This is a genomic window from Singulisphaera acidiphila DSM 18658, from assembly GCF_000242455.2.
GTDB lineage: Bacteria > Planctomycetota > Planctomycetia > Isosphaerales > Isosphaeraceae > Singulisphaera > Singulisphaera acidiphila.
Genome location: NC_019892.1, coordinates 8,635,157 through 8,656,499, shown reverse-complemented (window position 1 = coordinate 8,656,499; position 21,343 = coordinate 8,635,157). Strand labels below are relative to the sequence as shown.

Below are 21,343 nucleotides of genomic sequence, written 5' to 3'. Positions count from 1 at the left end.
TCGTCTTGCGGGAAATGTATTGAGTGCGGGATTTAAGTAGCTGGGGAGGTCCGGGTGATGCGGGTTGTTTTGACGGGAGCAAGTGGCCAGCTTGGGTCGACCCTACTCTTTCGGCTGGTCGAGTCGGGGCATGAGGTTTGGGCCTGGAGTGGCACGGAGGAGGGGACGCGGGGCCCGATTTCGTTACGGACGGTGGACCTGACGGATGAGGGGGCGGTGGCGCATGGGTTAGCGGAGGCGGATCCCGAGGTCGTGATCCATGCGGGGGCGCTGAGTTCAGCCGAGGTGGTGCGCCGCGACCCGGTCCGTGGGCGTGCCGTCAATACCGAGGCGACTGCGCGGTTGGCGAACTGGTGCGCAACGCATGGCCGTCGACTCGTTTACACGTCGACCGACATGGTCTTCGACGGTTCGAAGGCGTGGTCTCGCGAGGAGGATCAGGCCGAGCCGATCCTGGCTTACGGGCGGACGAAGCATGACGCCGAGCCGGCCGTCCTGGCTGTTCCTCGCGGTTTAGTGGCGCGGATGAGCCTGATGTATGGCCCGTCGCGGTCGGGACGCGAGAGTTTTTACGAGCGGACGATCGCGGGACTTCGCGGTGGAGTGTCGCAGACCTTTTTTGAGGATGAATTTCGCACGCCGCTCGACCTCGAAAGCGCGGCGCTGATTCTGGTCCGCCTGGCCGAGTCGGAGGTTCGCGGCCTGCTCCACGTCGCCGGTCCCGAGCGGGTCAGTCGTTACGACCTGGTGCGCCGCCAGGCGATGGCCCTCGGGGTCGATCCCGCGCTGGTGCTCGCGAATCGCCAGGCGGATCTGACGTTTGCCGAGCCCCGCCCTGTCGACGTCTCGCTCGACACGTCGAAGTTGAGGAGCATCTTTCCCGACTTGCAGATCCCGACGATTGAGGAGGCGCTCGCAACTCCTCGTTCTTCAGAGGTTTGAAACACCGGCCATGGCGGCCGTGTATGAGAAAAGGGTAGAACCGAGACGAGCGATGACCGAGTTCGAGAGATCGGGAGTCCTTTGCGATGCGACGATGGTTCGGATCTTGCGGCATGGCGCTGGCGATTGGGATGTTGGGAGGGGGGGCCGCCACTGCTGCCGATGCCCCAACCTATCATCGCGAGGTTGTTCGGATTCTCCAGAAACATTGCCAGGACTGTCATCGGCCCGGGCAGGTGGCTCCCTTCTCGCTTCTGAATTACGACCAGGCGCGGAAGCGTGCGACCGACTTGGCGGCTGTGACCGCCGACCGAAAAATGCCTCCTTGGCATGCCTCGAACGACGAGGGGGGGCCGTTCCGGGATGCCCGCGTCTTGTCGCAGGAAGAGATTGCCACGCTGGGCCGCTGGGCCGAGGCCGGCTGCCCCGAGGGGACCTCGACCGATGCACCCGCCCCGCGGACCTGGGATTCGGATTGGTCGTTGGGCACCCCCGACCTGGTTCTCAAGGCCTCCGAGGCGTACAGTCTGGCTGCCGAAGGGCGGGACGAATTCCGCGTCTTCGTCTTGCCGACCGGCTTGACCGAAGGCAAGTGGGTGGCGGCCGTCGACTTCCTGCCGGGAAACCCGAAAATCGTCCACCACGTGCTGGCGGCCTTCGACGTCCGGGGAGCGGCGAAAAAACTTGACGAGGCCGATCCCGAGTCCGGCTACAAGGCGTTCGGCGGGTTCGGAGTGGTCCCTTCAGGAGGGCTCGGGGGGTGGTCGCCGGGCAAAGTTGCTCGCCCCTTGCCCAATGGAGTCGGCCGTTATTTGCCGGCCGGGGCCGACGTGCTGCTCCAGGTTCACTACCATCGCAGCGGCAAGGTTGAGTCCGACCAGACGTCGATCGGACTCTACTTCGCCAAGGACAAGGTCGACAAGCAGGTGCGGGGAGGGATGGTCATTCCCCCGGCATCTGGACTCTTCAGACGTCCTGCACTCTTGATTCCTGCGGGCGATGCCAACTACGAAATCACCGGAACCAAGACGATTGATGAGGATTCGCATCTTTTTGCCGTGACGCCGCACATGCATTGGCTCGGCAAGGATTTTTTGATGAAGGCCATACGTCCCGACGGGTCGACCGTGACTTTGATCCGGATCGATCAGTGGGACTTCAACTGGCAAGGGGGCTATGACTTCATGGCGCCGGTCCCGCTCCCCAAGGGAACACGGATCGAGATGAAAGCCCACTTCAATAACTCGGCCGAGAACCCGGCCAATCCCAACTCACCGCCGGTCGCCGTTCACTGGGGTGAGCAAACGACCGACGAGATGTGCATCGGGTTCTTGCAGATGACTGTCGACGACGAGCACCGGGAGAACCAGCCGCCGCCTCGGTTCGCCGCGCCGCCGGTCGAGCGGCTCAAGGCCGCAGCTCGGCCGGAGTGAATTCGGCCAGGGGGGCGACGGAGTGAAATCCAACTCACCGCCGGCCCGGCCGTACTGAGGGTCCTCACGAGGGGTCTGGCCCGACCGAGCCAGGCCCCTCGCTTTTTTTTGGCTTCGACTTCCTCGTCCGGTCCTTTGGGTTAGGGTTCGTCGACGACGACCGAGGCACCGTTCCGTGAGAAGACCCAATAGGCGGGCAGACCGAGGACGACGATCAAAAGCCCGGCCATCGACTCGGCAGGTGTCGAACGGAGCATGTCGCCCATGAGCAGGAGCGAGGCCATGAGGAAGAGCAGGGGAGTGAACGGATATCCCCAGGCGCGATAGGGACGGGGCATGTCGGGTCGCTTCTTGCGAAGGACGAACACGCTCCCAATTGCCAGCATGTTGAACATGTTGGCGCCAAAGATCACGTAAGTGTAGAGGAGCTTGTAAAGCGGCGTCTGGTTCAGCTTGGTCCACACGGAGACGATCATTGGGGGGAGGCCGCTGTCCGGCCCCGGGGCAGGCGCGACGATCAGCACGGTGCCAATGACCGTGAGCATGATCGCCCACGTCCCCTGTGCCATGATCGCGTTGGAAGGGGTTTGGAACCGAGGATGGATCCGGCAAATCCGCATCGGAAAGAGGCCGTCGCGGGCCATCGCGAAGTAGGCCCGGGGGCCGGTTAGGGCATTGCCGTTGAGCGAGATGAACGTGGAACACATGACGAGGAACGAGATCGCCATGACCCCGTTGTTGCCGAGGAGCCGGTAGCAGTAGAGCGCGGCGACGGCCTTGTCTCCCCGTTTGACGTCGGCCAGGGCGGCGATATCGGGGAGGGGCAGGACGAAGTGGTAGGCGAGCGTCATCGCCAGGTAGAGTCCGATCAAGGTCCCCATCCCGAGGACCAACGCTTTCGGGATGTTACGGCCCGGGTCACGGACCTCTTCGGCAAGGGAGGTCAGGTTGACCCAGCCGTCATAGGCCCAGAGCACGCCGACCATCGCGGCCATCATCCCGCCCAGGAGCGAGAGGTTGAACGCAGGGGGGAAGAGCGGGGTCAGGTTGGCGGTTTTGCCGCCGCCGAGCATGAGCGGAAGCACGATCAAGGTGATCAGGCCGCCGACCTTCAGCGCCGTTCCTGCGACCTGGACTCGGCCGCCGATGGCGGTTCCCAGGACGTTGATCGTGGTCACGGCCAGGATCGCGGCGACCGCGGCCCCGGCCTGCCAGATCTGGTCGTGGACGTTGGCGGGAGCGGGGACGAGATGGGCGAAGTAGGTCGCGAAGGCCGCGGCCAGCGTCGCCATCGAGCCCGTTCTCATGATCAGGAACTCGGTCCAGCCGAACAGAAACGCCGGCAATGCGCCGTAAGCTGCGCGGAGGTAGACGTAGAGCCCCCCTGCGCGGGGGATCATCGCCCCCAGTTCGGCCAGCGTCATGGCGCCCGCCAGGCTGAACATGCCGCCGATCACCCAGACCAAAACGATTCCCGAGATGTTCGGGACGTCGCGCGCGACTTGCGCCGGGACGATGAAGATGCCGGAACCGATTACGGAACCAACGATGACGCAGAGCGCCTGAACCGGGCCAAGCACCCTCGGGAGCTTGGTGAATTCCCTGGTTGTCGTCTCACTCATCCGGGAAGTGTCCTTTGTCTCGCAGAAGACTGGCAGGGAAGGAAGGAGAGGTGGATCAAGGATAGAATATGTATTTTTTTATGGTTTTGCGGCTGATTCCGCATCTTTCATCGCCGCCGTCGCGGCATCGATCCGTTCGACGAGAGCGGAGACCTGGGCGGCAAGCATCTCGGCATTGCTGGTCGCGATGGCCTGGCGAACGCCGGGGAGCGGCCAGGAGGCGTAGCCGGTGGTCAGCCCGGGAGCGTAGACCGCATGCTTGAACCAGGGACGGTCCGGAAGCCCGTCTTTGAGCAGGAACGCTCGTTCGACCCGGCTCAGGGCGTCATTGAGCCGCGTCAGCCGTTCGGCCGTCGCGTCTTCGTCCGCCGCCGTTGCGGCCGCCTGGCGATCGAGCGACTTCGCCTGGTCCGCAAAGCGGGCGATCGACTGGCTCAATTCTGCCACGCCTTTGAACGGAAAGGGAGGCTTGCTCGGATCGGCGCTGGAGGCGCGGGCCTTCCGCTCGACCATGCGTCTCAGATCGTCGAGATGCTCGCCGAGTGCTTCCGCATAGGGGGTGAACGTCAACGGAACGACTCTGGCCGCCGCCGCTCGCATGACGAACACCGTGTAGAGCCGCGCGGCCATCGTGTGCGTGAGGAACTCGGGATCGCCCTGCGTCTCCATCCAGTGGAAGTTGTCGTAGATGGAATGATAGACGCCGTATCGACCGCTGAATCCGACGTCGACGGCCGGGATGCCGAGATGGTCGACGAACGCGGTGTAGTCGGAGCCGGAACCGAGCGGATCCATCTGGGGCGAGAACCGTGGAGCGACGGAACTGTCTCGGGGCGAATCCTTCTCCGCCTCCAGCGCCGGGAGGTCGACCGGCACCTGGCTAATCCATCGTGCTCGTCGATGCTCGACCCAGGTTTTGCGGAGCGATCGGCCGGTGCGGACGTCGGTCACGGCGTCTGCGGAGTCGAGCAGGAGGTCGCGGAGCGACGGAACGCCATCGACGTCGAGCTCCGTGCCGGCGACCGCAGAGTCCACATTGAGCATTAGCACGGCCTTCTCGTCGAGCGTTTTCTCATGCTCCTCAGCCCACTCGGTTGAGCCGACCAGCCCATACTCCTCAGCGTCCCAACTAGCATAAACAATCGTTCGCCTTGGTTTCCAGCCGTTCTTGACGGCGGTCCCCAAGGCCCGGCACATCTCGAGAGTCGCGGCCGACCCGCTCCCCGGATCGACGGCGCCGTAGACCCAGGCATCGCGATGGTTGCCGACCATCACCCAGCGATCGGGTTCGACCTCACCCTTGAGCTTGGCGATCACGTTCCAGATCGGTCGGAGCTCATAGTGCATCGTGGTCGAGAATCTCACCTCTGCCGGTCCTGGTCCGACGTGATAGGCGAACGGCAGGCCCCCTTGCCACCCGCTTGGGACGTTGTCGCCAGCGAGGGCTTCGAGGATCGGCCGGGCGGCGTCGTAGCTGATCGGGAGCGCCGGGATGCTCGCGAAATAGTCGTCGCGGACCAGGCCGGTCTCTTTTTCCCAGGCATCGCCGGCGTGTCGAGCCTTGTCGGAGGCGAAGGACCCGCTCACAAAGTGGTTGTTGAGCGGAAAGCCGTTGACCGGATCGATGGGGAGTCGCTTGGCTCCCTTGATCGACGGCCCGTTCGGGGTCGAGGGGTCGCCCGGTCCGAGCGAGAGGAACTGCACGCTCCCGCGCTGGATTGCCGAGCCAGGTCGGAATGGACCGCCGGGGTAGACGTCTCCCTTGGCATAGCCGTCGTCGGCGGGGTCGGAATAGATCAGGATTCCCACGGCCCCCCGCTTCTGGGCGTTGCGCACCTTCAAACCGCGGAAGAGCTCGCCGTATCGCGCCAGAACGATCTTGCCGCGAACGTCGATGCCCATCCGCTCGAGGGAATCAAAGTCTTCCGGCCGGGCATAGTTGGCATACACCACCTGGGCGTTGGCGGTTCCCGATGCGCCGTAGCCATGGAAGGCGGGAAACGCTTTCCCACTGACCGAGTCTTTGTCGTTCTTGACGAAGGATTCGAGCACCGGCAGTTTTTGCCGGTCGGGGCGAACCAACTCGAGGCTGGTTCCGGACACGTCCCCGTCGGGCAGTCGCAAGTTCTCGGGATAGTTGAGCAGGACCTCATATTCGACGATGCTGGCGTCCCAGCCCCATTCTTGCAGTTTGTCGCGAACGAAGAGAGCCGTCTTGTGGTCGGCGGGGGTTCCCGCGACGTGCGGCTCCTCCGTCAGGGTGCGGAGCCAGGCGCGGGCACGGGCGGGGGTGGGAACGGCCAGGGCGCGCGTTTCGGCCTCGACCTGAGCCGCGCGCTGTGCGGTGGAGAAGCCGAGGGATGGGGAAGATCGTTCCTGATCTTGCCCAAATCCCGCCAACCCCGACGTTATCACGATTGCGACGGCGCCCGTCACGACCTGCGTCGTACGTCGCAACATAAAAACCCGCCTCTCGAATATTGATGCTTGACAGACGTTTGGAGCAAGCCCACACTCAGGGCGTGGTCGGCCGCCGTTTGGTCTGCGAGAATACGCGGACTTGCAGCGCGAATCCAGACCCCAGCTCGCAAACCCGATCGACAGGGCGGTTTCCCGACAACAACCCGAGAGATTTGCATCGATGCCCGTCGCGTCAAGTGCCTCGACTCGGCTCGCGATGGCCGCCGCTTTGATGTCGGCGGAATGTCCCTGTCGGGTTCCATCCCGCGATCTCGGCTCCTTCGATATGACCGGCGGTTTCGCGTCTTTCCGCTCGCTCGAGACGGAGTTCGAGTTCGAGCTGTCCACATCCACCTGCGTGCTCGGCTTATAGGAGTCTATCGCGGATTGGCTTGGGCCGCACCTGTTCCTGACGTCGGATTCGACGTTGGGGTAAAAGGGGGGATTCTCCTCATGGGATTATCGTTCACGGTCGGTGGGACGAGAGGGACCTTCGAGGACTCGTTTGCCAACGAGGTGGCTGGAGTACTGGATCACGCCTTCGGTGCGGAGGGAGACTGGGAGGGGGTGCCCCCTCATCACTTCGGTGAACTCGCGGAGACCGGCTGGACCGACCTCCAGATGCGCGCTGTTGAGATCCTCGGTGCGGATTCGGTCTCGAACCTTCTGGCGCTCGGCCAGGATGGCCGCGGTGTCTATCTCCCGGCCAACGTGCAGGCGGTCTCGTTGCCGCTCTCGGCGGGGGCGGCCCTGCAATGTGCGAGCCTACCCGGGCTCCGTCACGAATTGGCCGAATTGGCCGAGCGCTGGGATTTGGCGATTGACGACGAGGCTCTCAAGGAACTGCTGAACGTCCATCGCGACCCCGATGACGGCTGGGTGGCCGACGCCCCCGAGATCCGTGCCTTTGCCCGGATCGCCTTGGCTGCCAACGAGGCCGTGCGTCGCGATTGCCCGCTCTGGCTGGTCGGTTGAGCCCAGCCCAGGATCCATAAGAAACGCCTGACGCAATCGACTCTCGCCCTGGTGGGCACGGCCCGCCAGGTTGATCACGAGGGAGAAACGTCACACCCGCGAACCCTTTCCGACGGGCGGGCTCGTCGTGGCTTGGAGTGAATCCTCTAGAAACAGACAAGGGGCGACCGCCAAGAGCCAGCCCATCGGCTCTTGGCGGTCGCCCCTCCGGGGCATGCATCATGCGGATCTTGCTTTTCGGATTGCCTGGCAAATCCATGGTGGGTCATCCCCACCATGGCCAAAGCGCGACCCGCACGTTTTAGATTAGAGCGTGAAGTGGAACGTCTTGGTGATGAGCCGCCAGAGCCACCAGCCGAGGGTGTGCGTGCCGCCGTCGATCTTGGCGAAACCGCGCAGGCCGGGTTGGAGGGCCAGGTTGGCGTTATCCAGAGGGATGATGACCTCGTAGACTGCGGTCAAGGGTTTGGCCTGGTTCGTCTTGGGGTCCTGCTTGGTCGCGATCTCACCGCCGGCGAGGTTCGAGAGTTCGGGGGAAATCTCCTCGCTGTTCCGCTTGGAGATCTCACCGACGTGGCTCTTGAAGGTGATTTCTGAGTCACCGTAGATCTTCAGCCAGGTGCGGCGGCCGAGCTTGACGAGGTCGATGTCCCCCTGGTCGAGGATCATGTGGGCCTCAAGCTGGTGCGGGTCGCCCACCTCACAGAAGGGTTTGCCGGGCTTGAGCCACTGGCCGACCGTCTCGGGATGGGGAACGCCCATGACTTGGCCGTCACGATGCGCGACCAGGGTAAGCTTGCCGAGCTGGTCGACCACTTTCCCGATGACCGGTTCGAGGTCGTTGGCCATCTGCTCGTACTGTTTGGACTGGGCGCGGCTGCTCGAGTCGAAGCCACGACCGAACCAGGTTGCCTTGACGAAGTTGACCCCTTGCTGCTCCTGCAACTGCATCCGTTCGCGGACCTTCTCCGGGTTGGAGAGAATCGCGAGTTCGTCACCCGCCTTGACCCATTGGCTGTCACGGACCTTCAGCTCGACCAGTCGGCCGGGAACTTCGGCGTAGACTTCCTCGGGTTTGGCCGCCGTCAGGACCAAGGTCCCCTGAACCCGTAACGGCGTCGGGATCAGAAGGATTCCGGCGAGGATGGCGATGGCCGCCACCGCGAAGCCGGCCGCTCTTGCCTTTTTCACCTTGCGCATCCTCCCCGGGGTGCGGACGAACTTGAACATCTGGTAGATGGGCATGCCCACCAGCGGGACCAACGAACCGACCGCCATGATCGCGCTGATCGAGCCGAGCTTGTACGGTTGGAGGAACTTGTAGAGGAAGAAGAGGATGCTGAACGTAACAATCCAGCGATAGACATAGCTGGCTACTGCGTAAGTCACGAACAGCGACCGCCGTGATCGGGGCATGTAGCTCTGGACCGGCACTTCCAGGCCGAGCACCTTCTCCTGAAACAGGTAGGTGAAGAACTGGGTGCTCTTGATCCGCAGGTTGGGGATCTCGAGCCAGTCGGCCATCACATAGTAGCCGTCATACCGGAGCAGCGGGTTGGCATTGAACAGGATCGTGTTGACCGAGCAGATGAACATGGTCGCCAAGCTGAGGCTATTCAAGAGCCCTTGCTCGGTGTTCCACCAAACGAATGTGGCGAGGCTTGCCAGGAAACATTCGACATAGATGCCGGCCGCCGAGATCCAGATCCGTTTCCACTTGCTGGGCAGGAGCCAGCTATCGGTCACGTCGCAATAGAGGGCCGGGGTGAGGACGAGGAAGAGCATCCCCATCTCGTGGACCTCGCCGCCGAAATGCTTCGCCGTCAGGCCGTGACCGAACTCGTGGATGATCTTGATGATCGCCAGACTACACCAGAAGTAGAAGATGGTCGACCAGTTGAAGAAGCTCTGGAAGTCGGGCAGACGGGCGCTGAAGGTCGACCACTGGCTGGCCACCAGCGTCAGCGCGGCGAGCATCATGCCCACGCTGAAGGTGATGAAGTAGGGCGTAAACAGCCAGCGGAAGTAGGGGTACATCCCCGTCAGCATCTTTTCCGGGTCGACGACGGGAATCTTGATGTAGAGGATGTTGGCAATGAACTGCCAGACCTTCTTCCACTGATTCTTGCGTCGACGGCGGATCAGGACCTTGGCCTGGTCGGGGCTGTCGATCTGGGCGAGCCCGGCTTCGTGCAACTGGGCGGTGAACCGGGTCAAGTCTTCGATCGAGATCGTCTGGGGGCGATACTTGCGTTCGAAGGCTCGTTTGACGTCCTGGAGGTTCGTCTTGCCATCGAACTGCTGGAGCAAAAAGTATTCCTCGATTTTGAATCGAAAATACTTCAGCGCGATCGGGTCTTTGATGACATAGTGGGTCATCCCCTCGTAGAACTGGGGTTGAACGATCAGGTCAGGCCGGAGCTTGACCTGGAGGTGCTCGGCGGCCTGCCCCATGGGGGCTGCTGTGGGAACCTGAGAGGGAGCGGAACTCATCGGCCGGCGGCCCTCGACTCGGGTCGGTTGTGGGACGTTCTACGAGCGATCGGCATCGGTTCGACTCTCATCAGTCATGGCCTGAAGCCATTCAAGTGATGGGTCATTTACGTTCTAGGGGCGTCGTTCAGCGGCCGAGGCCCACGGGGGCTCGGGACCCAACGGTCGGGCTGGCCGTTGCACCTTCGGTGCCGATCAGGATCGTCATGGTCGCTTTGGCGCCGGGGCGGAGTTCATGGTCAGGGTTGTCGAACTCAGCGTAGACCCGGACGGCAACCTCGGCGATCGGCTGGATCTGGGGATCGACGAAGGTGATCTTGCCCCGGTATCGCTTCTTTTCACCGGGGGTTCCGCCAAGCCGCTGCTGGAGCTCGACGATCTGCCCTTCCTTGACGCGGTCCGCATATTCGAGCGGGATGTAGGCCCAGGAGCGGAGTTTGTCGAGGTTGCCTAGGCGGACGACCGCCTCGTTGGCCCGCACGCTTTCGCCGGGGCCCTTGATTCGCTCGATGACGATGCCGTCGAACGGTGCCTTGATCGTGTGCTCGTCGAGCGCCTGCCGGGCCAGCAAGAGGTCGGCCTCATCGAGCTTTTGCTTTTCGACCGCTTCGTTCTTCATCTCTTCCGCGACCTTGACTTCGGCCTCGGCCTTCCGCATTTCTTCGATCGAGACCATGCCCGGCTTGCGCTGGTTGAGTCGCGCGTTCGTCGCGACGATGGCCAACGCCAGATCCCGCTGGGCCTCGGCCTTATTCTTGGCGGCCACGTTCGTCACCATCAACTCGGCCTTCTTGACCGTTAAGTCGGCGATCTCCCTGTGGAGGACTCCGATTGGCTTGTCGCGCTGGGCGAGCATGCCGATCTGCAGCTCCATTTTTTCGATCACCCCTTCGCGGAGGGCCGCGACGTCCGACTTCTCGATCCAGTCGATCGTGGCGTCGCTGACGAACAGGGTATCGGCGGAGCGCTGGGCCGGTGCCGGCACCTGGGCAACCGAGGCGAGCGAAAGAACGGCGACAAACCCCGCAGCCAACGCGGCGGCTTTTTTCGGGATAAGCATGGCGAGCCTCCGGGAGAAAATGGGCGTAAATATCGAGTCAGCAGCGGGGGTGCGAACGACCGCGGACGGCTGTCCGCTTGGGAGCGATCGGCTTGGAGCGTCTCGCGATCGGTCGTCAGCCCCCTTCTGCGGAGGGCCTCAACGCAGGAACGGCCAGCGGAACAGGACGGTCTCGTAGAAGACGTGGACGACGTCGCGAAGCATGACGTACGCGAGCCGTGCCTTACCGCAATCAATTCGAGCCCGGACCTCGGCTCCCGGACGGAGGGCCTGGTTTCGTGAGAGGAAGTCTTTCTGGACCTCGCGGGTGAACCCGACGGTCACCTTGACCACATGCTTGGTCTCGACGAGTTCCGCCTTCGACCCGACCCGCAGGACGTAGCCGGGGTAGCGGTGCTCGGGGTCGGTGGCCGTGACGAAGTAGGCTTGCAGCCGCGAGCCGACCGGCTTCTTGCCTTGCTTGATCTCTTCTTCGAGCCGGCTCTGGGCGTCGAGGACCGGACCCATGTCATCGTCGGGTACTTCGACCTCAAGGACCCAGTCGCCCACGGTGGAGGCGACCGCGATCAGTTCCTGGCCGATCTCCACCGGACGACCGAGCAGGTTCTTGCGAACTTCCCAGGAGGTGACGATCCCGTCTTGAGGCGACCGGACTTTCATCTCCTCAAGCTGTTCGTTGATGCTTTCGATCTGCTCCTGGGCGGACTTGGCCGTGATCGTGGCCGCTGAACGCTGGGCCTGGATCTGGTATTTTTCGGCGTCGGGGGCCGTGACAGCCTTCTGCGCCTGGTGGCCGAGGAAGAGAACGTCGCTCTCAGCCTTCTGCTTCTCGGCCATGAGCTCCTTGAGCCGACGTTCCAGCTCCTTGCTCTCGAGCCGGACGAGGAGGTCCCCCTTGTGGACGACCTGAGAGTGCTCGACGGGCACCTCGACCACGATGCCGGAAGTCGGTGCGTAGGTGATGCGCCGCTCTTCGGGGAGGAGTGAGCCTCGACCTTCGATCGTCAGCTTCCAGGGGACGAACGTGAGGACGGCGATCAAGCCGACGACCGCGACCAGGACGCCGATGATTTTGGCCAGGGTGCGGCCACGGAAGAACCGCCAGGGCGATCCCATCAGCTTGAGCATCGGCAAGAGGAAGATCTTGTCGTGCTCCTGCGCGTTCCAGAGCGCGGTGGAAGCGTGCCGCGAGACGACTTCGGTCCGGGCATGTGCATCGGTCGGCGCCATCTCGTCGCCGATCTGCTCGGCGACCAGGCAGCCGAACGGGACCTTTTCCTTGCTTTGATCGGTTTCGGGCTTATGCAGCAGGGTGACGATGACGGCCTTCGACCCCGACTCGTCGACGTAGAGTTCGAGCGCGTCGCGGATATCAGGGGCAAACCCGTCGGTGTTCCCCGTATAAATCAGGTCTTCACCCGACCGGATGACGACCTTGCAGAGCCGGGTCAGCTCGCGGATCAGGTTGGCCCGTTGCTCGACGACCTCCTGGCCGCTGACCGCCTCGACCATGACCCGGCCGCCGATCTTGGCGGCGACGCTGAAGCGGTCGCAGCCGACGAGCCGTTTGCCGTCGTTGGCGATCGCGTAAGCGGTCTCCTTCAGGTCGAGCGAGCCGTGAATCTGGTGCGTGAACCCTTCGAGCTGGTTCCAGAGCCGTTGCTGCGACATCATCTGTCGCATCTGTCGGTTCTTGAGGTAGTTGCCCGCGAGGTCGCAGAGGTCGCTGACGAATCGCAGCGTGCTTTTCTGGGTGGCCGCGCGCCGGGTCGGATCCATCAGGATCTCGATCAGGCCGACGACCTGTCGATCGACCATCAAGGGCGCGATGATCAGGGTGAACGGGGTCGGGTTGCCGGCATTCGGCTGCCCTTCGATCGTCGCCCCCGGCGGGATGATTTGTGGCTGCGAGGCCTGGATCATGCAACCCAAGAGCGCATCGTGGGGTTGTGTCCGGACTCGGCCATCAAGGAGTCCCGTAAGCCGGAACTCGAGCTGGTGTTGCAGCTTGATGCTGCCTTTACCATCCAGCAGCCAGAATGCTCCGCCCGAGGCCGCGACCGCCGCAACGGCACGGTTGAGGAACTCGACGTAGAACTCAGGCGGTTGGATGTCCGACTCGGCGAGATCGGCGATCTCGGCCACCAGCTTGCGGATCTGGTTCTTTGTCTGCTCAAGCAGACCAGGATCAATCGTTTCTTCCGGCATGGTGGGTCCCGGTTTTGAACGCCAGAGTCCGAATCATCGAGTCGCCAATTGCCGCGCCTGGCTCAACGATGCTCAGCCAATCGGATATCGTTCCGCTCGCGGCGCATGCGGCACACAGGCAACGGGACGGCGAGCCGGGAAACCTTCCTGAGATTTTTTTTTCGTCAAGTGGACACCTGGTTTTCCGTGCCGAATCCGTGCCTCTCGGTATACGTGGGATCGCTCGAAATGGCTCATGCGAATCCCATATTTTCAGGCGGGCGGGGAGCGGATCGCTCCCTGCCTTCCGCTCCCTCTGACATTTCCCGGTTGTCGCGGTGGTCTCTTGAGTGGCGGTGTGCCCTCATTCCAAGAACGTGACTGCTGGGGATAAAGTGAATTCTCCTTTCTAAGAAATTTTGCCGTCGTGCGTTCTCAAGGGGTGTACGGAAACCGTCCCAGTCCGAGCGTGCCGATGCCTGGCCAGCCAAGTCCCGCAGACAATGGACCCTGGGTCCGTGCCGCCGTCGCCCGCTTCGAGGCGCCCCTGACGCTCTACGCGACGCGTCTGTTGGGGGATGCCGACGCGGCGCGCGACGTCGTTCAGGAAACGTTCCTCCGCCTGTGTGTCCAGGATTGCGCGGCGATCGACTCGCGACTTGCCGAGTGGCTCTTCACGGTCTGCCGCAACCGCGCCCTGGACGTCCTGAGGAAGGAGAGTCGCATGACTCGCTTGAGCGACGAGCAGGTTCATCACCGCGCCAGTGCCGACCCCAGTCCCCCAGACGTCGCGGAACACCGCGAGTCGGCCGCACGGGTTCTCGACCTTGTCGAGACGTTGCCTCCCAACCAGCGTGAGGTCATCCGTCTCAAGTTTCAAAACGGGTTCTCCTACCAGGAGATCAGTCGAATCAGCGGCCACAGCGTGACCAACGTCGGCTACTTGCTGCATGTCGGTCTGAAATCCCTCCGCAACCAACTGCTCGACGGCCAGCCGGTCGAAGCCACTTCGTGAAGGAGTCCGTCATGACATTTGATGCCAGTGATCCCCGGCTGACCGCCTACGCGTTGGGCGAACTCGACGGCTCGGAGCGGACGGAAATCGAAGCCCTCCTTGCCGAGAATCCCCCCGCTCTCCAGTTTATTGCGGAAATTCGCGAGACCGCTCAACTGCTCACGGATCAATTTCAGCGTGAGCTCAGCCCCGGTCTCGCGGCCGAACACCGGCAGGCGATCGAATTCGGCCTTTTGCCGAAGCCGACGCCACGAGCGCGCCTCCGGTGGATCTCTCTCGCCGTTGCGGCCTGCCTGCTCGGTGGTATCACGATCGCCGCCTGGCTCGCGAGCCGCCCGACCGGGGATAAGGAACGGATTACGCTGACGATGCAGGCCGAGCGTACGCCGGATCCACCCGCCACGCCGGACCCAGTTCCCACGGCCAACGTTCCCCTCGGTTGGAATGGCGCATTGGACTTATCCAGTGGTGGGATCGGCTCGGACACGACGGCATTGGCACCGGGCATGGAATCGAAGACCGCGAATTTTTCACTCAACAATCTGTCCGAACTGCGCAAAACAAAAAGAGTCCTCCGGAACCCTGATTTCGAGATTGACGCTCTCGCCAGCAAGGAAAGTGAAGCGGCTCCGTTGGGATCCTCGTTCAAAGACCGGCAGACACCGGCCGCGTCTTCGCCTCGGGCTCGCTCTCAAGGCGACGGTCCCTCTGGGCCTGGCGCAGGCGGCGGGGCTCTTCCCGCCTTGTCTGCGGAGCAGGACTCCAAAAAGGTGTTTCCTCGTGAACCTGGGATCGTGGGCATGGAGCTTTCTCGGGGTGCTCCCGCCGCCCCCGCGGTCAAGCCCTCGGCAGCGGCTTCCGATGCGATTAATCTGTATCAAGCCGTCGTCGTGCAAGATGGGCAGGCCGTGTCCAACGATCTGCCCATCAAGAATCAGCAGGGGGACCCCCAATCCACGCCACACTTCGAGAAAGAGTCTCTGGCAGAGGGGCGCAAACAAACCAAGAACATTGAGATGAGTTTCCAGAACGGAGCGATTCGTGATAAGGCGGGACTGGGTGCCATGCCGATCAGGGGCGAAGCCCAGGATGCTAACCGTTTGGTATCAACCCCCGAGTCGGACAGTTCGGGAAGTGCGGACACTCGCCGCATGCTCAAACGAAGGTTGCACGAAGTCGAACCGAATCCTCAGCCCGTCGCTGAGCCGGCCAACGCGGAAGTTTACGCTCGTGTGGTGGACAACCCGTTCATCCAGGTGGCTGCCGAGTCGCTTTCGACGTTCTCGATCGACGTGGACACAGCGAGCTATGCGAATGTGCGTCGCTTTCTCGGGCAAGGGGTTATGCCCCCCAAGAACGCGGTCCGGATCGAAGAGCTCCTGAACTATTTTCCGTATGACGACCCACCGCCGTCCGCCTCGAGCAAAGACCCGTTCTCGGTCCGGGTCGAGGTCGCCGGCTGCCCGTGGAACGCCAAGCATCGGCTCGCCCGGATCGGCATCAAGGGGCGGCCGATCGACCAGGACAAGCGCCCGCCGAGCAACCTGGTCTTTCTGATCGACGTCTCCGGCTCGATGGATCACCCCAACAAGCTCCCCCTCTTGCAGTCGTCGCTACAGACTTTGGTCGAGCAACTCGGCGAGAACGACCGGGTGGCGATCGTCGTCTACGCGGGTGCCTCGGGGCTGCACTTGCGCTCGACCTCTTGTCTCCACAAGGCGCAGATCCTCTCCTCGATCGCCCAGTTAAGGGCAGGGGGTTCGACCAACGGCGGGGCCGGCATCCAGCTTGCTTATGACACGGCCACCGAGAATTTCATCAAAGGAGGAACGAACCGAGTCATCCTTGCCACCGACGGTGACTTCAATGTGGGGATCATCGATGCCGACCGGTTGGCTCCGCTAACCAATTTGGCGGAGTTGACCCAGGGGGGGCAGCTGACGCAGTTGATCCAGGCGAAGGCGAAAAGCGGTGTCTTCTTGAGCGTGCTCGGCTTCGGCATGGGGAACCTCAAGGACGCTACGCTTGAAAAGCTCGCCGACAAGGGCAACGGGCACTACGCCTACATCGACGGACCGAAGGAGGCCGAGAAGGTCCTCGTCCAGGAGATGGGGGCGACCTTGGTGACCATCGCCAAGGACGTCAAGATCCAGGTGGAGTTCAACCCCGCCAAGGTCGACGCCTACCGGCTGATCGGTTACGAAGACCGGCTCCTGCAGAAGGAAGATTTCAACGATGACCGCAAGGATGCCGGCGAGATCGGCGCAGGGCACCACGTCACGGCCCTCTATGAACTCGTCCCCACAGGGACGGACAAGAATGGTCCGGTGGTGGATCCGCTCGTGTTTCAGAAAACGGAGAAACCGAAGGAGCCGCGAAATGAACTCCTGCTGGTGAAACTCCGCTTCAAGCGTCCCGACGAAGATCAGAGTCAACTCCTCGAATATTTTGTCAAGGATGAGGGGACCGAGTACGCACGGGCCTCCGACGACTTCAAGTTCGCCGGTGCCGTGGCGGGCTTCGGGATGCTGCTGCGGGATTCACCGCATCGGGGAACTCTGACCTACCCTGGAGTGGTCGAGTTGGCCACCGCCGCGCTGGGGAAGGATCCTTCGGGCTACCGAGCCGAGTTCCTCGGCCTGGTCAAGAAGGCCCAAGAACTCTCCCACTGAGGTCTGTTTCGCTCAGGTTGCCTCGCCGTTCCGGCGGCTTGACCGCCGGAACGGCGAGGCTTTGCGCAGGATCGGGCCAGGCTTGGTCAGGTGGGGGCACGTGACGTTGGGAACGCTCACTCCTTGGACCGGGGAGCGTTGTAGAATGGAGTGACCCTCGTCATCATGATAGGTTTGCGAGGAGCCGGAACTTGTCGATGTTGTGGAAAGGGAAGGGACCCGAGTGGCTGACAGTGACCTGGTAACGGGAGGAACGGGTCTCCTGGGGAGCCACATTGCCGAGCAGCTTGTCTCGCGGGGCCGGCGGGTTCGGGCCTTGGTCCGCGCGGGAAGTGCCACGGCGTTCCTGGAGTCGCTAGGGGTCGAGATTGTCCGTGGCAATCTGACCGACCCTGCCGCCTGTGCTCGTGCCACGCAGGGGGTCGAGGTCGTTTACCATGCCGCCGCTAAGGTGGGAGATTGGGGCCGCTGGTCCCAATTTCAGACCGACTGCATTGACGCGACCCGGAACCTGGCCGCCGCCGCAAGCACGGCGGGAGTCGGCCGCTTCCTCCATATCAGCTCCACGAGTGCCTATGGGCATCCCCACGACCAAGTCGAGCCGATCGACGAGTCGGCGGCCATGGGGCAGAACGTCTGGGTCTGGGACCCGTATACCCGGAGCAAGGTCGAGTGCGAACAGATCCTCTGGCAGTTGGCCGAGTCGGGCCGGCTGGCGGTGACGGTGATTCGCCCAAGCTGGCTCTACGGCGAGCGTGACCGGACCACGGTCGCCCGACTCGTCGATCGGCTGCGGCAGGGGAAGGTGCCGATGATCGGCCGAGGCGACAACCCGCTCAGCGCCGTGTACGCCGGGATCGTGGCCGACGCCGCCATTCTCGCCGCCCAAGACCCCGCGTCGGCCGGCGAAGCCTACAACATCACCAATCAAGGCCGGATCACCCAGCGCGAGTTTCTCAACCTCTTCGCCGAGGCTTGCTCTGCCCCCCGGGTCGTCAAGCGCGTTCCCTATCGCGCGGTCTACTCCGCCGCCTTCCTGCTCGAAGCTCATGGCCGTCTGACCCGGCGTCCGCGTCCTCCGCTCATCACGCGCTATGCGACCTGGCTGATGGGGCGCGAGCTCGAATACAGCACCGAGAAGGCCCGGACCCGGCTCGGCTGGGAACCCTCACTGACATACCGTGAGAGCATCGAGCGGTCGGTCCAGTGGTATCTCGGCCAGGAAGTGGCTGCCGCAGAAGTCTCGCAGCTCGCTTAATCTGTTTTTCTTTGGCATATTGCCTGGTTTTCCGGTTTTATGAATCCGAATTCATTCCCCCGGCCCCTTGCCGGTCCCTTTCGCTTTGGTCATCATGAAAATGTGCGGGTCGGGCGATGATTGCGGACGTCTGGAATCGGTGCGCTGAGGCATCGATCGAGGCGGTCGGAGTGGTCTTAGCCTGGCCGACGCCAGGTTTCCCAGACCCGTCTTGAACCTTGCGAGGGGCACCGCATGAAACGGTATTGGGCGATGGGTTGGATCACGGCGCTCGCCGTGACGGCCGGATTCAGTGGCCTCCGGGCCGACGACGAGAAACCGAAGTCAACCGGCTCGATGAAGAGCGACGATTCGGAGAAGAAGTTTCGCGACTTCGCCGAAGTCACCAAGGGGGCCGAGAAAATCGACGGCTTCCTCACGCTCCACCACAAGGACGATCACCTCTACGCCGAGATCAAGCCGAACCAGTTCAATCAGCCGATGCTTGCGCCGATCGCGATTGCGCGCGGGATGGCGATGGCCGGCCAGCCTTTGAATTTCGGGGACGAGTGGGTCCTCGTCTTCAAGCGGGTTGGCGACAAGGTTCAGCTCATCCGCCGCAACATTCACTACAAGGCCCCCGCCGGGACCCCGCTGGACAAGGCGGTCAAGCAGAACTACACCGACTCGATCTTGATGGCTTTGCCAATCGTCAGCCTCAACCATTCGGGCCAGAGCGTCGTGGTCGACCTCTCCGATATCTTCTTCTCCGACTTTGCCCAGCTCGGCTTCGGCTCGATTGATCGGAGCCGGACCCGCTGGCACAAGATCAAGGGGTTTCCGAATAACGTTGAGCTTGAGGTCGAGGCGACCTTCGCCAGCTTCGGCCGTTCAATGTCGCGTGGCGACGACGGCGTGGCCGACGGCCGGGGGCGAACGATCGTCATTCACTACAGCTTGGCGAAGCTACCCGACTCGGGCTATAAGCCGCGCTACGCGGATAACCGTGTCGGTTACTTCCTGAGCGCCCTGAAAGATTTCGGCCTGAAGGATCCGGACACGAATTTCGTTCGGCAGATCAATCGCTGGAGGATCGAGAAGTCGGACCCCAAGGCCAAGCTCTCGCCTCCCAAGAAGCAGCTCATCTGGTACGTGGAAGACACCGTGCCGCTTGAGTACCGCCCGTTCGTCGAGGCGGGAATCTTGGAGTGGAACAAAGCGTTCGAGAAGATCGGCATCAGCAACGCATTGGCGGTCCGCTGGCAAGAGGACGGTCGCGACGACTTTGATCCCGAGGATATCAACTACTGCACCTTCCGCTGGATCACCACCAGCATGCCGTTTGCCATGTCCTGCTTGCGGGCGAATCCCTTGAGCGGCGAAATGATTGATGGCGACGTCATCTTCGACGCCAGTTGGATCCATTACTGGAAAGAAGAGTATGCCTTCCTGACCGGTTCCCTGCCGGCGGCTGCTCTTGATGGCGATCACTCTGCACCGCTGGATATCGGCCAGGTGATCAGCCCGATGATGGCGGCCAAGCAGGGCTTCGGCCTGCCGGTGACCCTCCCGTCCCGCCGCCCTGGAATTGGCTCCGCGCTCGTGGGGACCGACCTTCCCGAGGCGGTTCCGGCCGAGTGGTCCGGCCTCCAGAAGCAGTTGAGGAAGCGGCAGATGTCGGGTCAGTTCTCGTCCTGTCAGTACAGCCTCGGGATGCGCCACGAGATGGGGCTGGCCGCCATCAGCCTGGCCGCCGTCGCGAATGCTGATGACAAGGTTAAAGATAAAGACAAGGATGACAAAGACAAAGACAAAGATAAAGAAAAGAGCAAGGAAAAAGAGGAAGCCAAGCTCCCCGACGAGCTCTTGGGGCAGTTGATCAAGGAAGTTGTGATGCACGAGGTCGGCCACTCGCTCGGCTTGCGGCACAACTTCAAGGCGAGCTCGATGCTCACCGCCGACCAGTTGAACGACACGTCTGTCACCCGGGTCAAGGGGCAGGCGGGGAGCGTGATGGACTACAACCCCATCAACATCGCACCCAAGGGACAGAAGCAGGGCGATTTTGTCACGACGACGATCGGCCCCTATGACTACTGGGCGATCGAATACGCCTACTCGCATATTGATGGAGACGAGGCGGAAGGGTTGAAGAAGATCGCGGCCCGGTCGCCCGAAGGTGACCTGGTCTTCGCCACCGACGAGGATATGTATCTCGCCAACGATCCGCTGGTGAATGTCTACGACCTCGGGTCGGACACCTTGCGGTTCGCCAAGGACCGGATCACGCTTGCCTCGGAGCTGCTCAAGGATCTCGACGGCAAGGTGGTCAAGGACGGTGAGTCCTGGGCGCGAGTCCGCAGCGCCTTCGGCACGCTCCTCAACCAGTGGGGTAACGCGGCCCACCTCGCCTCATCGTACGTCGGTGGGCAGTCGGTCTCGCGTGACCACAAGGGGACCAAAGGGGAACGCGACCCGGTCACCCCGGTCAAGGGAGCCAAGCAGCGTGAAGCCCTGACTTTCGTGACCGAGCAGATCCTCAGCGACAAGGCGTTCAAGTTCTCCCCGGCGCTCCTTCGCCGCCTGGCCGCCGAGCGTTGGTATCACTGGGGCAACGACTCGCTGGCCTCGGGCGGCCAGGCCGACTACCCGGTCAACCAGCGGATTCTGGCCATCCAGAAGATCGTCCTGAGCCAGTGCTTCGACTCCGGTGTCCTCTCCCGGCTCCAGAACCAGGAGCTCGAGGCCGACCCGGGGAGCGAGCCGCTCAAGATGGCCGAGGTCTTTAGCGTCCTGACGCAAGGCGTTTGGTCGGAGTTGGCCGTACCCGCCGAGAAGGGGGAGGGCAAGAAGGACCAGGAATTGACCCTTTCGACGATCCGTCGCAACCTTCAACGCGAGCACCTGCGGCGACTCTGCACCTTGGTTCTGGGCAGCCAGCGAAGCCCCTATGAGGACATGTTTGTCTTCATTAGCTTTTCCGGTGGTGGCGGCTCGGTTCCGGCTGATGCCCGCAGTCTTGCCCGGCTCCATCTCAGGGAGATCAGCAATCGGATCGGCAAGGCGCTCGACCAGGAGGGCGTAAAGATCGACGACACGAGCCGGGCCCATCTCGAGGAGTGCCGGCACAAGATCGGCAAAGTCCTCGACGCGGGGATCGAGTCCAACGAACCCTGACGCTCGTCGCATCGTGGCGACCCGTCTGACCGGCCCTGAACAGAATCGGCCCGGCCTTCACATGGTGAAG

General features: G+C 62.7%; 12 protein-coding genes. 7 read left to right on the top strand and 5 right to left on the bottom strand.

Annotated features, from left to right (window positions below; genetic code table 11):
• Positions 1-57 precede the first annotated feature (57 nt).
• Positions 58-942: an SDR family oxidoreductase gene (locus SINAC_RS33595; protein ID WP_015249991.1), complete on the top strand. Its 885-nt coding sequence runs from the start codon at positions 58-60 to the stop codon at positions 940-942.
• A gap of 86 nt (positions 943-1,028) precedes the next feature.
• Complete coding sequence (locus tag SINAC_RS33590) at positions 1,029-2,375, top strand: monooxygenase (protein WP_015249990.1); 1,347 nt, start codon at positions 1,029-1,031, stop codon at positions 2,373-2,375.
• A gap of 140 nt (positions 2,376-2,515) precedes the next feature.
• Here SINAC_RS33590 and SINAC_RS33585 read toward each other — a convergent pair whose 3' ends face one another.
• Together SINAC_RS33585 and SINAC_RS33580 are read right to left on the bottom strand one after the other, a co-directional pair.
• Positions 2,516-3,997 carry an APC family permease gene (locus SINAC_RS33585; protein ID WP_015249989.1) on the bottom strand — a complete coding sequence of 494 codons (1,482 nt, stop codon included), beginning with the start codon at positions 3,995-3,997 and terminating at the stop codon, positions 2,516-2,518.
• 78 nt (positions 3,998-4,075) lie between these two features.
• On the bottom strand, positions 4,076-6,457 hold the full coding sequence (locus tag SINAC_RS33580; protein WP_015249988.1) for a M28 family metallopeptidase: 2,382 nt from the start codon (positions 6,455-6,457) through the stop codon (positions 4,076-4,078).
• Positions 6,458-6,910: 453 nt separating this feature from the next.
• On the opposite strand from SINAC_RS33580, the gene SINAC_RS33570 reads away from it, so the two are divergent.
• Complete coding sequence (locus tag SINAC_RS33570; RefSeq protein WP_015249986.1) at positions 6,911-7,432, top strand: hypothetical protein; 522 nt, start codon at positions 6,911-6,913, stop codon at positions 7,430-7,432.
• Between the two features lie 306 nt (positions 7,433-7,738).
• On the opposite strand, the gene SINAC_RS33565 is transcribed toward SINAC_RS33570, so the two are convergent.
• From SINAC_RS33565 to SINAC_RS33555, 3 genes are all read right to left on the bottom strand, one after another.
• Positions 7,739-9,925, bottom strand: a complete 2,187-nt coding sequence (locus SINAC_RS33565; protein WP_015249985.1) for an HlyD family efflux transporter periplasmic adaptor subunit — start codon at positions 9,923-9,925, stop codon at positions 7,739-7,741.
• 127 nt (positions 9,926-10,052) lie between these two features.
• Complete coding sequence (locus SINAC_RS33560) at positions 10,053-10,985, bottom strand: efflux RND transporter periplasmic adaptor subunit (protein WP_015249984.1); 933 nt, start codon at positions 10,983-10,985, stop codon at positions 10,053-10,055.
• A 138-nt stretch (positions 10,986-11,123) separates the two neighbouring features.
• Positions 11,124-13,193, bottom strand: a complete 2,070-nt coding sequence (locus SINAC_RS33555; RefSeq protein ID WP_015249983.1) for an efflux RND transporter periplasmic adaptor subunit — start codon at positions 13,191-13,193, stop codon at positions 11,124-11,126.
• 454 nt (positions 13,194-13,647) lie between these two features.
• Here SINAC_RS33555 and SINAC_RS33550 point away from each other — a divergent pair, with 454 nt between their 5' ends.
• The 4 genes from SINAC_RS33550 (at position 13,648) to SINAC_RS33535 (ending at position 21,273) form a co-directional block, all read left to right on the top strand.
• Positions 13,648-14,187, top strand: a complete 540-nt coding sequence (locus SINAC_RS33550; protein WP_015249982.1) for an RNA polymerase sigma factor — start codon at positions 13,648-13,650, stop codon at positions 14,185-14,187.
• An 11-nt stretch (positions 14,188-14,198) separates the two neighbouring features.
• Positions 14,199-16,859, top strand: coding sequence for a YfbK domain-containing protein (locus SINAC_RS33545; RefSeq protein ID WP_015249981.1), 2,661 nt, complete (start codon positions 14,199-14,201; stop codon positions 16,857-16,859).
• 223 nt (positions 16,860-17,082) lie between these two features.
• Positions 17,083-18,117, top strand: coding sequence for an NAD-dependent epimerase/dehydratase family protein (locus SINAC_RS33540; protein WP_015249980.1), 1,035 nt, complete (start codon positions 17,083-17,085; stop codon positions 18,115-18,117).
• Positions 18,118-18,351: 234 nt separating this feature from the next.
• The gene (locus SINAC_RS33535) at positions 18,352-21,273 is read left to right on the top strand and encodes a zinc-dependent metalloprotease (RefSeq protein ID WP_015249979.1); all 2,922 of its coding nucleotides are present in this window, start codon (positions 18,352-18,354) and stop codon (positions 21,271-21,273) included.
• The last annotated feature ends 70 nt before the right edge of the window (positions 21,274-21,343 follow it).

Excerpts from the sequence above, each read along its gene's own strand:
- SINAC_RS33555 (WP_015249983.1), bottom strand. The coding sequence starts at position 13,193 with ATGCCGGAAGAAACGATTGATCCTGGTCTGCTTGAGCAGACAAAGAAC.
- SINAC_RS33560 (WP_015249984.1), bottom strand. The coding sequence starts at position 10,985 with ATGCTTATCCCGAAAAAAGCCGCCGCGTTGGCTGCGGGGTTTGTCGCC.
- SINAC_RS33570 (WP_015249986.1), top strand. The coding sequence starts at position 6,911 with ATGGGATTATCGTTCACGGTCGGTGGGACGAGAGGGACCTTCGAGGAC.
- SINAC_RS33565 (WP_015249985.1), bottom strand. The coding sequence starts at position 9,925 with ATGAGTTCCGCTCCCTCTCAGGTTCCCACAGCAGCCCCCATGGGGCAG.
- SINAC_RS33595 (WP_015249991.1), top strand. The coding sequence starts at position 58 with ATGCGGGTTGTTTTGACGGGAGCAAGTGGCCAGCTTGGGTCGACCCTA.
- SINAC_RS33535 (WP_015249979.1), top strand. The coding sequence starts at position 18,352 with ATGAAACGGTATTGGGCGATGGGTTGGATCACGGCGCTCGCCGTGACG.
- SINAC_RS33550 (WP_015249982.1), top strand. The coding sequence starts at position 13,648 with ATGCCTGGCCAGCCAAGTCCCGCAGACAATGGACCCTGGGTCCGTGCC.
- SINAC_RS33590 (WP_015249990.1), top strand. The coding sequence starts at position 1,029 with ATGCGACGATGGTTCGGATCTTGCGGCATGGCGCTGGCGATTGGGATG.
- SINAC_RS33585 (WP_015249989.1), bottom strand. The coding sequence starts at position 3,997 with ATGAGTGAGACGACAACCAGGGAATTCACCAAGCTCCCGAGGGTGCTT.
- SINAC_RS33545 (WP_015249981.1), top strand. The coding sequence starts at position 14,199 with ATGACATTTGATGCCAGTGATCCCCGGCTGACCGCCTACGCGTTGGGC.
- SINAC_RS33580 (WP_015249988.1), bottom strand. The coding sequence starts at position 6,457 with ATGTTGCGACGTACGACGCAGGTCGTGACGGGCGCCGTCGCAATCGTG.